This window comes from Stappia indica, from assembly GCF_001696535.1.
GTDB lineage: Bacteria > Pseudomonadota > Alphaproteobacteria > Rhizobiales > Stappiaceae > Stappia > Stappia indica.
Genome location: NZ_MBQE01000006.1, coordinates 488,681 through 503,422 on the forward strand (window position 1 = coordinate 488,681; position 14,742 = coordinate 503,422).

Annotated in this window: 14 protein-coding genes; 7 read left to right on the forward strand and 7 right to left on the reverse strand. The window is 69.9% G+C overall.

All coding sequences use genetic code 11. From position 1 onward, the window contains the following. Positions 1–73: 73 nt before the first annotated feature. Positions 74–1,600 carry a YifB family Mg chelatase-like AAA ATPase gene (locus tag BBX35_RS22385; protein ID WP_067224693.1) on the reverse strand — a complete coding sequence of 509 codons (1,527 nt, stop codon included), beginning with the start codon at positions 1,598–1,600 and terminating at the stop codon, positions 74–76. A gap of 231 nt (positions 1,601–1,831) precedes the next feature. On the opposite strand from BBX35_RS22385, the gene BBX35_RS22390 reads away from it, so the two are divergent. Continuing rightward, entirely contained in the window at positions 1,832–2,152 is a 321-nt protein-coding gene (locus BBX35_RS22390) for a heavy metal-binding domain-containing protein (RefSeq protein ID WP_067224695.1), read from the forward strand. Between the two features lie 88 nt (positions 2,153–2,240). Here the strand turns inward: BBX35_RS22390 and cysK are convergent, their stop codons facing one another. From cysK to BBX35_RS22410, 4 genes are all read right to left on the reverse strand, one after another. Continuing rightward, entirely contained in the window at positions 2,241–3,203 is a 963-nt protein-coding gene (gene cysK, locus BBX35_RS22395; RefSeq protein ID WP_067224696.1) for a cysteine synthase A, read from the reverse strand. Positions 3,204–3,375: 172 nt separating this feature from the next. Beyond that, entirely contained in the window at positions 3,376–3,825 is a 450-nt protein-coding gene (dut, locus tag BBX35_RS22400; protein ID WP_067224698.1) for a dUTP diphosphatase, read from the reverse strand. A gap of 85 nt (positions 3,826–3,910) precedes the next feature. After that, positions 3,911–5,137 carry a bifunctional phosphopantothenoylcysteine decarboxylase/phosphopantothenate--cysteine ligase CoaBC gene (coaBC, locus tag BBX35_RS22405; RefSeq protein WP_067224700.1) on the reverse strand — a complete coding sequence of 409 codons (1,227 nt, stop codon included), beginning with the start codon at positions 5,135–5,137 and terminating at the stop codon, positions 3,911–3,913. Between the two features lie 47 nt (positions 5,138–5,184). Further along, positions 5,185–6,393, reverse strand: a complete 1,209-nt coding sequence (locus tag BBX35_RS22410; protein ID WP_341871225.1) for a penicillin-binding protein activator — start codon at positions 6,391–6,393, stop codon at positions 5,185–5,187. 198 nt (positions 6,394–6,591) lie between these two features. Between BBX35_RS22410 and rsmI the strand changes: the two genes are divergently transcribed. The 4 genes from rsmI (at position 6,592) to gshB (ending at position 9,320) form a co-directional block, all read left to right on the forward strand. Next, entirely contained in the window at positions 6,592–7,527 is a 936-nt protein-coding gene (gene rsmI, locus BBX35_RS22415) for a 16S rRNA (cytidine(1402)-2'-O)-methyltransferase (RefSeq protein WP_067224701.1), read from the forward strand. 85 nt (positions 7,528–7,612) lie between these two features. Beyond that, positions 7,613–7,786 carry a hypothetical protein gene (locus tag BBX35_RS23735; protein ID WP_171900731.1) on the forward strand — a complete coding sequence of 58 codons (174 nt, stop codon included), beginning with the start codon at positions 7,613–7,615 and terminating at the stop codon, positions 7,784–7,786. Further along, on the forward strand, positions 7,783–8,181 hold the full coding sequence (locus BBX35_RS22420) for a YraN family protein (protein WP_067224703.1): 399 nt from the start codon (positions 7,783–7,785) through the stop codon (positions 8,179–8,181). The genes BBX35_RS23735 and BBX35_RS22420 overlap by 4 nt, the downstream gene beginning before the upstream one ends. Before the next feature lie 152 nt (positions 8,182–8,333). Further along, positions 8,334–9,320 carry a glutathione synthase gene (gene gshB, locus BBX35_RS22425; protein WP_083206533.1) on the forward strand — a complete coding sequence of 329 codons (987 nt, stop codon included), beginning with the start codon at positions 8,334–8,336 and terminating at the stop codon, positions 9,318–9,320. 7 nt (positions 9,321–9,327) lie between these two features. Here gshB and BBX35_RS22430 read toward each other — a convergent pair whose 3' ends face one another. Together BBX35_RS22430 and maiA are read right to left on the reverse strand one after the other, a co-directional pair. Then, positions 9,328–10,929, reverse strand: a complete 1,602-nt coding sequence (locus tag BBX35_RS22430; RefSeq protein WP_171901508.1) for a fused MFS/spermidine synthase — start codon at positions 10,927–10,929, stop codon at positions 9,328–9,330. A 97-nt stretch (positions 10,930–11,026) separates the two neighbouring features. Beyond that, complete coding sequence (gene maiA / locus BBX35_RS22435) at positions 11,027–11,674, reverse strand: maleylacetoacetate isomerase (protein ID WP_067224705.1); 648 nt, start codon at positions 11,672–11,674, stop codon at positions 11,027–11,029. 338 nt (positions 11,675–12,012) lie between these two features. On the opposite strand from maiA, the gene BBX35_RS22440 reads away from it, so the two are divergent. Together BBX35_RS22440 and preA are read left to right on the forward strand one after the other, a co-directional pair. After that, positions 12,013–13,368, forward strand: a complete 1,356-nt coding sequence (locus BBX35_RS22440; protein WP_067224706.1) for an NAD(P)-dependent oxidoreductase — start codon at positions 12,013–12,015, stop codon at positions 13,366–13,368. A 61-nt stretch (positions 13,369–13,429) separates the two neighbouring features. Beyond that, the gene (preA, locus tag BBX35_RS22445) at positions 13,430–14,740 is read left to right on the forward strand and encodes an NAD-dependent dihydropyrimidine dehydrogenase subunit PreA (protein WP_067224708.1); all 1,311 of its coding nucleotides are present in this window, start codon (positions 13,430–13,432) and stop codon (positions 14,738–14,740) included. Positions 14,741–14,742 lie beyond the last annotated feature (2 nt).

Consider the following 14,742-nt stretch of genomic DNA (forward strand, 5'->3'; position numbering starts at 1 on the left):
TCCTCATTTAGGATGCGGCGGCCCGGCAGCCAAGGGCGAAGGGGGAGGCGGAAGGGAGCGGGAGTGGACCCGCTCAGGCCGCGCGCCGCTCCAGCGCGGCGCCGCGATAGCTCAGCGCCTCGGCGAGATGCAGCCGCGAGACGGCGTCCGAGCCGTCGAGATCGGCCAGCGTGCGCGCCACCTTCAGCACCCGGTGATAGCCGCGCGCCGAAAGCTGCAGCGCGTCCGCCGCCGATTGCAGCAGGTCGAGGCCGGCGGCATCGGGCGCGGCGACCTGCTCGATCAGCCGGGCGCCGGTGGCGGCATTGGTGCGGGCGGAGACGCCGAGCGCGGCGTAGCGCTCGCTCTGGCGCCGGCGGGCACGGGCGACCCGCTCGGCGACCGCCGCGGAGCTTTCGGCCTGGGCCGGGCGCAGCAGGTCGGACGCGGCGACGGCCGGCACCTCGATGCGAAGATCGAGGCGGTCGAGCAGCGGGCCGGACAGGCGCGCCTGGTATTCGGACGCGCAGCGCTCGCCGCGCCGGCAGACATGGCCGGGCTCGCCGGCATGGCCGCAGCGGCAGGGGTTCATCGCCGCGATCAGCTGGACGCGCGAGGGATAGCTGGTGCGGTGGTTGGCGCGAACGATCACCGTCTCGCCGCTTTCCAGCGGCTGGCGCAGCCCGTCGAGCACCTGCGGCTGGAACTCAGGCAACTCGTCGAGGAACAGCACGCCGTTATGGGCGAGCGAGACCTCGCCCGGCCGGGCGCGGATGCCGCCGCCGACGAGCGCGGCCATCGAGGCGGAATGATGCGGCGCGCGAAAAGGGCGGCGCTCGCTGAGCTTGCCGTCGGCGAGCTCCCCGGCGATGGAGGCGATCATCGACACTTCCAGCAGCTCGCGCGGGCTGAGCGGCGGCAGGATCGAGGGCAGGCGGGTCGCCAGCATCGACTTGCCGGCGCCCGGCGGGCCGATCATCAGGAGGTTGTGGCCGCCGGCCGCGGCGATCTCCAGCGCCCGCTTGGCGCTTTCCTGGCCGCGCACCTCGCAAAGGTCTGGCAGGACGGACGGATTGGCGCTCAGCTTCGGCTGCGGCCGGGAGAGGATCTGCGTGCCCTTGAAATGGTTGGCGAGCTGGATCAGCGAAACGGGCGCCAGGATCTCCATCTCCGGATCGGCCCATGCCGCTTCCGGGCCGCAAGGCGCCGGGCAGATCAAGCCGCGGGCGAGCGTATTGGCGCCGATGGCGGCCGGCAGCACGCCGGCGACGGCGGAGATCGTGCCGTCCAGCGCCAGCTCGCCGAGCACCACGTAGCGCTCCAGCTCGGCGGCTGGCAGCGCGCCCATCGCCGCCATCAGGGCAAGGGCGATGGGCAGGTCGAAATGCGAGCCCTCCTTGGGCAGGTCGGCCGGCGCAAGGTTGACGGTGACGCGCTTGGCCGGCAGCGACAGGCCGGAGGCGATCAGCGCCGAGCGCACCCGCTCGCGGCTTTCGCCGACCGCCTTGTCCGGCAGGCCGACGATGGTGAAGGCGACCTGGCCGGGGCCGATCTGCACCTGCACGTCGACAGGTTGCGCCTCTATGCCCTGGAACGCGACCGTGGTGACCCGCGAGACCATTGACCGCCCCCTCGCTCCATGACTTTGCGCGAAACTGCTGCAATCGCAATAGACTGCAACCTAGCGCAACCTCAGGTCGGTCACAACCTCAAGGAGAGGGGCTCGGTCACGGGAAGCGCCCGCAGCCGAACTTTGCGGGAGCGGTCTTGAACGGGCGGGCTCCTCGGCACAAATCCGTATCGTCCGTTCCACATGGCGGACATCCCGGCAGACGGATCAGGAAGGACAGCCATGCTCGTTACCACCACCGCCACGCTGCAGAACCGCGAGATCGCCGACTATCGCGGCATCGTCACCGGCGAGGCGATCCTCGGCGCCAACATCTTCAAGGATCTGTTCGCCGGCATTCGCGACATCGTCGGCGGCCGGTCCGCTGCCTACGAGGAGGAACTCGCCCGCGCCCGCCAGATCGCGCTGGAGGAGATGCAGCAGCGCGCCGCCCAGCTCGGCGCCAATGCGGTGATCGGCGTCGACCTCGACTACGAGACGGTCGGCCAGAACGGCTCCATGCTGATGGTCAGCGCCACCGGAACCGCCGTCGTCGTGCGCTAGGTCTCGCTCCCTTCGGCGCGCAAACGAAAACGGCGGAGCCATGAGGCCCCGCCGCTGGTGATCAATAGGTCCGCAAGATGCGGGGAGCTCAGTCCAGCCCCTCGAACAGCGCCGTCGACAGGTAGCGCTCGGCGAAGGAGGGGATGATCACGACGATGCGCTTGCCCTTCATATCGGGCCGCGCGCCGACCTTGAGCGCGGCCGCGAGCGCGGCGCCGGAGGAAATGCCGACCGGCAGGCCCTCGGTGCGCGCGACCTTGCGGGCCATCTCGAAGGCCTCGTCGTTGCTCACGGTGACGACCTCGTCATAGACCGACTTGTCGAGCACACCCGGCACGAAGCCGGCGCCGATGCCCTGGATCTTGTGCGGGCCGGGATTGCCGCCGGACAGGATCGGGCTGTCGGCCGGTTCGACCGCGACCACATGCAGGCCGGGCTTGCGCTCCTTCAGCACCGAGCCGACGCCGGTGATGGTGCCACCCGTGCCGATGCCGGAAACGAAGACGTCGACCGTGCCGTCCGTGTCGTTCCAGATCTCCTCGGCGGTGGTGCGGCGATGGATCTCCGGGTTGGCCGGGTTCTCGAACTGCTGCGGCATCACCGCGCCGTCGATCTCCTTGACCATTTCCTCGGCGCGCGCGACCGCACCCTTCATGCCCTTGGGGCCTTCGGTGAGCTCCAGCTCGGCGCCGAGCAACTTGAGCATCTTGCGGCGCTCGATCGACATGGTCTCCGGCATCACCAGGATCAGGCGGTAGCCCTTGGCGGCGGCGACGAAGGCGAGCGCGATGCCGGTATTGCCGGAGGTCGGCTCGACGAGGGTGGTCTTGCCGGGAACGATCTTGCCCTCGGCCTCAAGCGCCTCGATCATCGACACGCCGATGCGGTCCTTGACGCTGGAGATCGGGTTGAAGAACTCGAGCTTGGCGAGGATCTCCGCCTCGACGCCGGCCTCTCGGGCCAGCCGGTCGAGCCGGACGAGCGGGGTGTCGCCGATGGTCTCGGTGATGGAGGCGTAGACGCGGCCACGGCCTGGCTTCTTGGCGCTCATGCTGGACTCCCTTGTTCTCGCCGGATCGCGGATGTCCGGCACCTCATTCTGTCCCCAATCTAGGGATGCGCCGCCGCGCTGACGAGACCCTGCCATCGCCGCGAGTGGCTTCGGCATGGAACATGATTCCAGAATGAGGCTTATTTTTAGAAATCCATGCCCTTCTGGCGTATCAATGATGCCCGGTGGAGCCGAAGCCGCCCTCGCCGCGCCGGGTCTCGTCCAGCTCGTTGACCTCGATCAGCTCGGCCCGCGCCACCGGCGCCACCACCATCTGGGCGATGCGGCTGCCGCGCTCCACCGTGAAGGGCTCGTCGCCGAGATTGATCAGGATCACCTTCACCTCGCCGCGATAGTCCGGGTCGATGGTGCCCGGCGTGTTGAGCACGGTGACGCCGTGGCGCGCGGCAAGTCCGGAACGCGGGCGCACCTGCGCCTCCGTATGCGGCGGCAGGGCGATGGCGATGCCGGTCGGCACCAGCGCGCGGGCGCCCGGCGCGATCACCAGTGGCGCCTCGACGGCGGCCAGAAGGTCCATGCCGGCGGCCTCCTCGCTCTGGTAGGACGGCAGCGGCAGGTCGAGACCGTGGGCAAGGCGGCGTACGCGCAGGGGAAGGGTCATGGCTGGGATCCGTTGGTGAGACCGGGGGTGAGATCGGGAACGGTTTGAAAAAAAAGACCGGAAACGACAGGCGCGGGCAGACGCCTCACGCCGGGCCGACGGTGGCGGCGAGCCGGCGGGCGATCTCGGCGACCAGCCGGCGCGCCACCTCGTCCTTGCTCAGCGTCGGCCAGTCGGTGACGCCGTCATGGCTGACCAGGCGTACGGTGTTGGCATCGCCGCCCATGACGCCGGTTTCCGGCGACACGTCGTTGGCGACGATCAGGTCCGCACCCTTGCGCTCCAGCTTGCCGCGGGCATTGTCGACGACGTCGTTGGTCTCGGCGGCAAAGCCGACCACCAGGCGCGGCCGCGCGGTCGGGTGGCGGCCGATGGTGGCCAGGATGTCCGGGTTCTCGGTCAGCGCCAGCACCGGCACCTTGCCGCTGCCGTCCTTCTTGATCTTGCGGTCGCTCTCGCCGTCGGTGCGCCAGTCGGCGACGGCCGCCGCCATCACCGCGACATCGGCCGGCAGCGCCGCCTCGACGGCGGCCAGCATCTGCCGCGCGGTCTCCACCTTCACCACATCGACGCCCGGCGGATCGGCCAGCGCCACCGGCCCGCTGACCAGCGTCACGCGGGCGCCGTGCCGCGCCATCCAGGCGGCGATGGCATGGCCCTGCTTACCGGAGGAGCGGTTGGCGATGTAGCGGACGGGATCGATCGGCTCATGCGTCGGCCCGGACGTGATCAGCACGTGCCGGCCGGCAAGGTCCTGCGGCACCGGATCGAGCATGGCTTCGAGCGCGGCGACGATCTCCAGCGGCTCGGCCATGCGACCGACGCCCGCCTCGCCGCTCTCGGCCATCTCGCCGGCATTCGGTCCGACGAAGGAGAGCCCGTCGCGGGCAAGCTGGTCGACATTGCGGCGGGTCGCGGGATTGGCCCACATCGCCGGGTTCATCGCCGGGGCAAGCAGAATGGGCTTGTTCGAGGCGAGCAGCACGGCGCTGGCGAGATCGCCGGCAAGGCCTGCTGTCATCTTCGCCATCAGGTCGGCGGTGGCCGGCGCGACGACGATGGCATCGACCTCGCGCGACAGGCGGATGTGGCCGACATCGTGTTCGTCGTCGCGGTCGAAGAGATCGGTGAAGACCTTGTCGCCGGCAAGCGCCCCGGCCGCCATCGGCGTCACGAAGCGGCAGGCGCCCTCGGTCATCACCACCCGCACGCTCGCCCCGCGCTCGCGCAGGCGGCGGATCAGGTCGAGGCTCTTGTAGGCGGCGATGCCGCCGCCGATCACGAGAAGGATGCGCGTGTCAGTAAGGCTCAACGGTGCCTCCCGCTGGCTGGATGGAGGACGTCGGCGGGCGGCCGCCGTCAGCTGCCCGAGCCGAAGGAGCGCGGTGCCGGCGAGATGACCCGCGAGCCGCTGCCCGTGACCTCGTAGACCGCAAGGCCGCGCTCGTTGCGCCCGTCCCGCTCGAAGCGGAAGACGCCGTCGATGCCGAGGAAGCCGTCCCGGTTGGTCAGCACCCGCTCGGAAAAGCGCGCGGGGCCGGCCGAGCGCACGAGGCCGGCGGCAAGGATCGTCGCGTCATAGGCGAGCGAGGCGTTGCGCGGCGGCTGCGAGCCGTAGCGCGACTGGTAGCGCGAGGCGAAAGCCTGGAAGCCGGCGGCATCCGGGCCCGGATACCAGGCGCCGGTCAGCGGCGCCGCGTTCAGCACCTGCGGCGATTCCCACTGGCCGCTGCCGAGCAGGCGCGTCTGGCCGAGATTGACGCCGCCGGTCGACAGGGTCTGCGCCACGAAGGGGGCGACATTGCCCGCCGGCACGAAGATCGCGTCGATCTGCGCGGCATTAGCGGCGATCTGGCTGGCCTTGGCGGCGATGTCGGACGTGTCGTTGCCGGTCAGCTTGTAGCGCTCGATGGAGACGATGCGTCCGCCCGCGCGGCCGACCTCCTGGCGGAAGGCGGCCTCGGCCACCGCGCCATAGGTGTCGTCCGGCAAGAGCGCTGCGAAGGAGCGCTTGCCCTGGGCTGCTGCGTGCGAAACGATCCGCGCCACGTCGCTGCGCGGCAGGAAGCTGAGCAGGTAGACGCCGCGCGAGGCGACGGCCTCGTCGCTGGAAAAGGCGACGACCGGAACGCCGGAGGAGCGCGCGGTCGCGCCCGCGCCGCCGACGGCCGGCGCGAAGACCGGCCCGAGAATCAGTTCCGCACCTTCCGCAATGGCCGCCTGGGTGGCCGCCTGCGCGCCCTGCGCGGTGCCGCCGGTGTCCTTGATCAGGATCTGCACGTCGGCGCCCTGGAAGTCGGACAGCGCCAGTTCGGCGGTGTTGCGGAAGACGGTGGCGATGGACGAGGCGCTGCCGCCGCCGCTCATCGGCAGCAGCATGGCGACGCGCACCGAGCCCTGTCCGATGGTCTCGCCGCTGGGCGCAGGCTGGCCCGGGGGCGTCGAGGGATAGCCCGGATATTCGCCCATGGTCGAGCCGCTGCAGCCGGCGAGCGCCAGGGCGGCTCCGAGCGAGAGCGCAAGGACGGAACGCCGCGCATGCATCATCTTGTCCAGAACTCCAAGCACTGTCCCCGATCTCCCGTCTGCCCGGCCTTGCCTGCCGCAAGGCGGGTGTCCCGCCGTCGGCCCTGGGTGCGAACGGGCCGCCGACCGCAAAATGCTTAGCAGCACCGCCCGCCGGCTGCAAATCCTCGCTCGCCGCCTTGGCCTTGACCGCGTTTCCTGCCAAAACGGGCGAAAGCCCGCCCGGCGGGCCCCGTTCGCATGAAAGCCGACCCAATGTCCTCCACCGAGCCGGACCAGAGCGAAGCGCCGAAGCCGGCCTCCCGCGACTTCTTCATCGGCGCCCATCGCCTGACGGCGCCCTCGCTCGCGTCGGGCCTCTACATCGTCGCAACGCCGATCGGCAATCTCGGCGACATGACGGTGCGCGGGCTGGAAGTGCTGGCGGCGGCCGATCTCGTCGCCTGCGAGGACACGCGCGTCACTGCCACCCTGATGCAGCGCTTCGGGCTGAAGACGCCGCTCACCGCCTATCACGAGCACAATGCGCAGAAGGTGCGTCCGCGCCTGATGGCGGCGCTGGAGGCCGGGCGCGCCGTCGCGCTGGTTTCCGATGCCGGCACGCCGCTGGTGTCCGATCCGGGCTACCGCCTGGTGCGCGAGGTGGTCGAGGCCGGCCACAAGGTCTTCCCCGTGCCCGGCGCCAGCGCGCCGCTGGCCGCGCTCGTCGCCTCCGGCCTGCCGTCCGACACGTTCTGCTTCGCCGGCTTCCTGCCGCAAAAGGGCGGCCCGCGCGGCGCAAGGCTGGAGGAGCTCTCGCGCATTCCCGCAACGCTGATCTTCTTCGAGAGCCCGCACCGCATCGCCGCCTCGCTTGCCGACATGGCGCAAGTGTTCGGCGGCGAGCGGGAGGCGGCGGTCGCCCGCGAGATCACCAAGCGGTTCGAGACCTTCGAGCGCGGCACGCTGGAAGAGCTCGCCCGCCATTTCGCCGAAGGCCCGGCGCGCGGCGAGTTCGTCGTGGTGATCGCTCCGCCGCCCGAGCGGCCGGAAGCCGATGCGGGCGATGCCGATGCGTTGCTCGCCGAGGCGCTGAAGACCATGAAGGCGGCAGGGGCCGCCAAGCATGTGGCGCAGCTTACCGGCCTCGACCGCAAGGACCTTTATGCACGCGCCCTGGAGATGAAGGCAAAGTGAGGCGGCGGGGCGCTGCTTTGCCCTCGATTGCCGCCCGTGCTACTCGGGCGGGTGAGCCTTTGAACCCGCCAGCGGAGCGCCGTGCATGACCAAGATCGTCCTGGTTTTCTTTGCCGCCGTCGCCGCGATCCAGGTGATCAAGCCGCTCGGCTGGCCCGGGCTGAAGCACCGCCGCGATGCCTGGAAGCTCGCCGCCGGCGGGTTTCTGCTGACCGTGATGGCGGTGATCGTCACCGCGATGTTCCAGCCCTCCGCATGACCCGGGGCGGCGCGCAAGAGCCGGGCAGCACCCGCCGGCGGCGCGGCGCCTACCGGCTGGGGCTGAGGGCCGAGACGCTGGCCGCGCTCTATCTGCGGGCGAAGGGCTGGCGGATCCTCGCCCGCCGCTTTCGCGCCGGCAGCGGCGAGATCGACATCATCGCCCGGCGGGGCAAGACGATCGCCTTCATCGAGGTCAAGGCGCGGGGCGACCGGGATGCGGCGCTCACCGCGATCACTCCGTCGGCGCAGCGCCGGATCGCGTCGGCTGCCCGCACCTGGTGCGCCGGGCGCGAGGATCTCGGCGCCATGACGCTGCGCTTCGACGCGGTGCTGGTCTCGCCCTGGCGGCTGCCGGTGCACATCGCCGACGCCTTCGCCGTCGCGGAACGGTGATCGTCCGGGCGCCCGCGCACTGGACCGCGCACTGGACAAAGCCCGGCGCGGGTCGCATATCCTGTCCCCAACCGCGGGGCGCCCGCCCCGCCTTCCCGTCCGTCGTTCAGCGCGCCGTTCCGGCGCCGGAGACCTTCCCCGGAGACCTTCCGATGACCTCTTCCACCCCTTCGACCTCCGGCCAGGCCTCCCCCCGGCTGAAGGTCGCGGTCCAGATGGACCACATTTCCTCCATCAACATCGCCGGCGACAGCGCCTTTGCGATGATGCTCGAGGCGCAGGCCCGCGGCCACGAGCTCTTCCACTACACGCCCGACCGGCTGGCGATGAACGGCAACACCGTGACCGCCTCGCTGGAGCCGGTCACGGTGCGCGACGAGACGGGCAACCATTTCACCCTCGGCGAGCGGAAGCTGACGGACCTCTCCGAAATGGATGTGGTCCTGATGCGGCAGGACCCGCCCTTCGACATGGCCTATGTCGCGGCGACGCACATGCTGGAGAAGATCCACCCGAAGACCCTGGTGGTGAACGACCCGGCCTCGGTGCGCAATGCGCCGGAAAAGCTCTTCGTCACCGAGTTCCCGGACCTGATGCCGGAAACGCTGATCACCCGCGACCGCGCTGCCATCGACGCCTTCCGCGCCGAGCATGGCGACATCGTCATGAAGCCGCTGTTCGGCCATGGCGGGGCGGCGGTGTTCCGCATCACCTCGGACGATCTCAACTACGGCTCGCTCTACGACTTCTTCGCCGCCACCTTCCGCGAGCCCTGGGTGATCCAGCGCTTCCTGCCCGAGGTGTCGAAGGGCGACAAGCGCATCCTGCTGGTCGACGGCGAGTTCGCCGGTGCGGTCAACCGGGTGCCGCAGGAGGGCGACCTGCGCTCCAACATGGTGCGCGGCGGCGCGGCGCGCGAGGCCGACCTCACCCCGCGCGAGCGCGAGATCTGCGCCCGTCTCGGTCCGGCACTGCGCGAAAAGGGGCTGATTCTCGTCGGCATCGACGTCATCGACGGCTATCTGACGGAGATCAACGTCACCGCCCCGACCGGCATCCGCGCCGTTGCAAGGCTCGGCGGACCGGACATCGCGGCCCGCGTCTGGGACGTGGTGGAGGCCAAGCGCGCCCGCGCGTGAGCCGAATTTAAGAGCCCGGCCCCATCAGCCGGTCGATCGGCACATAGTCGTCGGAGAGCACCGGCGGGTCGATGCGGGCAACGAGCGCGTCGATCCGCTCAGCCGGCATGCGCGCGAGGATGCGGCTTGCCGCGCCCTCTGCCACCGGCGGCAGCACGAAGCGGGCCTGAGGCGTCGGCGTGCGCCCGGCGATCAGCACGAAGGTGGTGCGCCCGCCGGCGGTGAAGTCTTCCGCCTCGACCCAGACCTCGACCACCGGAAAGGCGGTGCGCAGGGTCCGCACCGTGGCGGCCAGCGCCTGCAGCCGGTCCATGTGGTCGATGAGGTTCATCGCGTAATGGCCGTTTGCCGCAAGGCTCGCGGCGATCTCGGCATAGAATTCGCGCGTCACCAGATGCGCCGGCACGGCGATGTCGGTGAAGGCGTCGCCGATGATCACCTGGAAGCCTCCGAGCGAGGCGAGGCGGGCCCTGGCATCCGCATGGACGACGGTGAAGCGCGACGGGTCGACGTCGAAGTCGCGCGCGGCCATCCGCGTCACCTGCGGATCGATCTCCGCGACGACGAGGCCGGGGCGGGCACCGTCCCGCGTCCAGGCGCGCGGCAGCGTCAGCGATCCGCCCCCGATGAAATAGGCCTGCTCGGGCGCATCGCCGAGCCGGGCGCGGGTCACCGCGTCGATGATCGCCGCATAGGGCATTTCCAGCCGCGCCGGATCGCCGAGCACGTTGATGCCGTGGCCGAGATGATCGAGCACCATCAGCCGGGTCGGCGCGCCGAAATCCTCCGACACGTCCAGCGAGCGGATGCAGTAGTAGCGGCTTTCGATGTCGCAGATCTTCTGCGGCAGGAAGGGGCCGGCGGCGGTGGCGAAAAGCGCAAGCACCGTGATGCCGGCAGCAGCCTTCAGCGAGGCGCCGTCTGCATTCCGCGGCACGCGGCGGACCATCCACAGGCAGCACAGCGCGAACAGGGAGTAGGCGGCGGCGACGGTGATCAGCGTGCGGGCGGTGCCGAGCCAGGAGATGAAGAGATAACCGGCGGCCAGGGTGCCGGCGATGGCGCCGATGGCCGAAACCGCATGCAAGGCACCGAGCGCCCGGCCGCTGCGGACCCGGTCCTCGATGGCGAGCCGCGCCAGGATCGGCGAGGGAATGCCGGCGGCGAAGGACGGCAGGAAGAACAGCAGCATCGCCAGCGCGACGATGCCGGCGACCGGATCTGTCAGGCTGGAGAGCACCGGGCCGGAGACCCAGCGCAGCAGCGGCAGGGCGGCGATGGTGGTGATCGCCCCGAGCGCGCCGGAGACGGCGAGCCACATGAGGCCGGTGCGCGCCGGGCGGTCGGCGACGAGGCCGCCGGCCCAGTGCCCGGCGGAAAAGCCGGCCAGCACCACGGCGATCACCGCCGTCCAGGTGTAGAGCGACATGCCGACATAGGGCGCCAGCATCCGCCCCGCGACGATCTCCACCACGAGGCCGGCCGCCGCCACCACGAACTGCGCGGCGAGCAGGAACCAGAACGGCGCGGGCGTCGTGCCGGCAAGGGAAGCGGAAGCCGGGCGGGATGCTTCGGCGTGATCGGGCGGGGGCAGGACGGCGTCTGTCATGACGCGAATCTAGCCGCCCCGCGCCCGCCGGCAAAGCGGATCGTGAGGATATCCTGATATTCGAAAGCGGATATCTCAGAAGCGGGGTGGCAGGTGGTCAGGCGGGCGGGCCGATGCGGTCCGGATGGGCGGCGGCGAAGGCCTCCATCTCGGTGCAGGCCGCATCGATGGCCACCAGCTTGGGCAGGGCGGCGAGATCGACGCCCCAGCGGCGGGCATTGTACATCTGCGGCACCAGGCAGAGGTCTGCCAGGGTCGGCGTGTCGCCATGGCAGAAGCGGCCCGTGCGCGGGTCGTCCAGCATGCGCTCCAGCGCCGCCAGCCCCTTGCCGATATAGGTGCGCATCCAGGCGGCCTTGGCCTCATCGCCGCCGCCGGTGATCTCGGCAACGTGATTGGCGACCGACAGGTTGCAGATCGGATGGATCTCCATGGCGATGGCATGGGACAGCGCGCGGACCCGGTGGCGGCCGGCGGCATCGGCCGGCATCAGGGTCGAGGCCGGCTGGTTGGTCTCGTGCAGGTACTCGATGATGGCCAGCGACTGGGTCAGCGCCTGCCCGTCGATCTCAAGCGTCGGGACAAGGCCTTGCGGATTGACCGCGAGATTTTCCGCCGCCCGGTGAGCGCCGGTGAGCAGGTTCACGGTGGTCGCCTGATAGTCGATGCCGAGCAGGTTCAGCGCGATGCGCACGCGGTAGCTTGCAGACGAACGCCAGTAGTCGTGAAGGACGGGTCGCGTCACCGGTCTCTCTCCCGTTGCATGTCTTGGTGCCGCGTCGCGGCCTGTATGGCATCGCATATCGCACGCCCGCCGCCGGCGGCCAAGCGCCGCGTCGGGAAGCCGGCTTTCGAGTTGCCACAAAAAATTTGACTATTTGGTCAAAATTCGGCCCAATGATCCCCGGACGTGCTCCCACCCAACGAGGCGCGCGCCAAGCAAATCGCCAGAGCCGACGCAGGACAATAGCGGGATCCCCTTCCGGTCCCGGTCCGACGACAGAAACGGATCGCCTGCGTTCCAGAGGAGAACATCGACGCCGGAGCCCGCGCCCGCGGTCCGGCGCTATCGGAGGTGCAGCCATGGCTGATGCACTCGTGAACCCCGACATCCGTGCGGGGCGACTGACGGCCGACGACTATCTGGAGAATTTCGAGGACCTGCATCCGCCGCTCGGCGTCCATGAGGCGCGGGTCGAGGCGGATCGCTGCTATTTCTGCTACGACGCGCCCTGCACGATCGCCTGCCCGACATCCATCGACATCCCGAAGTTCATCCGCCAGATCGCCACGGGCAATCCGCTCGGCTCGGCCAAGACGATCTTCGAGCAGAACATCCTCGGCGGCATGTGCGCCCGCGTCTGCCCGACCGAGACCCTGTGCGAGGAGGCCTGCGTGCGCAACCTCGCCGAGGACCGCCCTGTGTCCATCGGCCTGCTGCAGCGCCATGCGACCGATACGTTCCTGGCGCGCGATGCGTCCCTGCCTTACGAGCGCGCAGCGCCCACCGGCAAGCGCGTCGCCGTCGTCGGCGGCGGCCCGGCCGGCCTCGCCTGTGCCCATGCGCTGGCGCGCGAGGGGCACGACGTGACGATCTTCGAGGCGCGGGCCAAGCTCGGCGGCCTCAACGAATACGGCATCGCCGCCTACAAGACGACGCACGACTTCGCCCAGGCTGAGGTCGACTTCGTCCTGTCCATCGGCGGCATCACGGTGGAGTGCAACACCGCGCTCGGCCGCGACATCACGCTGCAAGGCCTGCGCCGCGACTTCGACGCGGTGTTCCTCGGCATGGGTCTCGGCGGCGTCAACGCGCTCAAGACCGAAGGCGAGGATCTGGCCGGCGTCATCGACGCGGTCGCCTATATCGCCGAGCTGCGCCAGGCGCAGGACCTCTCCGCCCTGCCGGTCGGCTGCAAGGTCGTGGTTATCGGCGGCGGCATGACCGCCATCGACATCGCCGTGCAGATCAAGCGCCTCGGCGCGGAAGAGGTGACCATCGCCTATCGCCGCGACCGCGAGGCGATGAAGGCCAGCGCCTACGAGCAGGAGATCGCCCTGACCAACGGGGTGGTGATCCGCGAGTGTCTGGCGCCCCGCCGGCTGATCGGCGAGGGCGGCCATGTGCGGGCCATCGAGCTGGAGCGGATGCTGCCCGACAGCGCCGGCCGGCTGACGGGAACCGGCGAGACGGTCACGCTCGAAGCGGACCAGGTGTTCAAGGCGATCGGCCAGACCTTCGTGCCGGACGCGCTGGGCGGCGGCGAGGCGCTGGAGCTCGACGGCGGCCGGATCGGCGTCGACGCGGACCGCCGCACCTCGCTTGCCGACGTGTGGGCCGGCGGCGATTGCGTGGCCGGAGGCGAGGACCTGACGGTCGCGTCGGTCGAGGACGGCAAGATCGCCGCGGCCTCGATCCACGCGGCGCTGTCCGCCTGAGCGCGGCAGGTCTCCCGAACCCTTAGCTTTCACTCCCGAACATCCGTGGGGAGGATTTCAGATGGCCGATCTTCGCACCAATTTTCTCGGCATCACGTCGCCGAACCCGTTCTGGCTGGCCTCCGCGCCGCCGACCGACAAGGAATACAACGTCGTCCGCGCCTTCAAGGCGGGCTGGGGCGGCGTCGTCTGGAAGACGCTGGGCGAGGACCCGGCGGTGGTCAATGTCAACGGCCCGCGCTACGGCGCGATCCACGGGCCGGACCGCTCGCTGCTCGGGTTCAACAATATCGAGCTGATCACCGACCGCCCGCTGGAGACGAACCTGCGCGAGATCAAACAGGTCAAGCGCGACTGGCCCGACCGGGCGCTGGTCGTCTCGCTGATGGTGCCCTGCGAGGAGCAGAACTGGATCGACATCCTGCGCCGCGTCGAGGAGACGGAAGCCGACGGCGTCGAGCTGAACTTCGGCTGTCCGCACGGCATGTCCGAGCGCGGCATGGGCTCGGCCGTCGGCCAGGTGCCCGAATACATCGAGATGGTGACGCGCTGGTGCAAGCAGCACACGCGCATGCCGGTGATCGTCAAGCTGACGCCGAACATCACCGACATCCGCAACCCGGCCCGGGCCGCCCATGCGGGCGGGGCCGACGCGGTGTCCCTGATCAACACGATCAACTCCATCGTCTCGGTCGATCTCGACCAGATGGCCCCCTATCCGACCATCGACGGGCAGGGCGCCCATGGCGGCTATTGCGGCCCGGCGGTCAAGCCCATCGCCCTCAACATGGTCGCCGAGATCGCCCGCGATCCGCAGACCCACGGCCTGCCGATCTCCGGTATCGGCGGCGTGACGACGTGGCGGGACGCGGCCGAGTTCATGGCGCTGGGCGCCGGCACGGTGCAGGTCTGCACCGCGGCGATGACCTACGGCTTCCGCATCGTCGAGGACCTGATCGACGGCCTGTCCGACTGGATGGACGAGAAGGGCTACACCTCGGTCGATGAGGTGGTCGGGCGGGCGGTGCCCAAGGTCACCGACTGGCAGCGGCTCAACCTCAACTATGTGGTCAAGGCGCGCATCGACCAGGATGCCTGCATCAAGTGCGGCCGCTGCCACATCGCCTGCGAGGACACCTCGCACCAGGCGATCACCGCCATGAAGGACGGCTTGCGCCACTTCGAGGTGATTGACGAGGAGTGCGTGGGCTGCAACCTGTGCGTCTCGGTCTGTCCGGTCGAGGACTGCATCACCATGGAGCAGATCACCGAGGGCTCGGACCCGCGCACCGGCAAGCCGATCGACCCGAACTATGCCAACTGGACGACCCACCCCAACAACCCGAACCGGGTGCCGGAAGCAGCAGAATGACG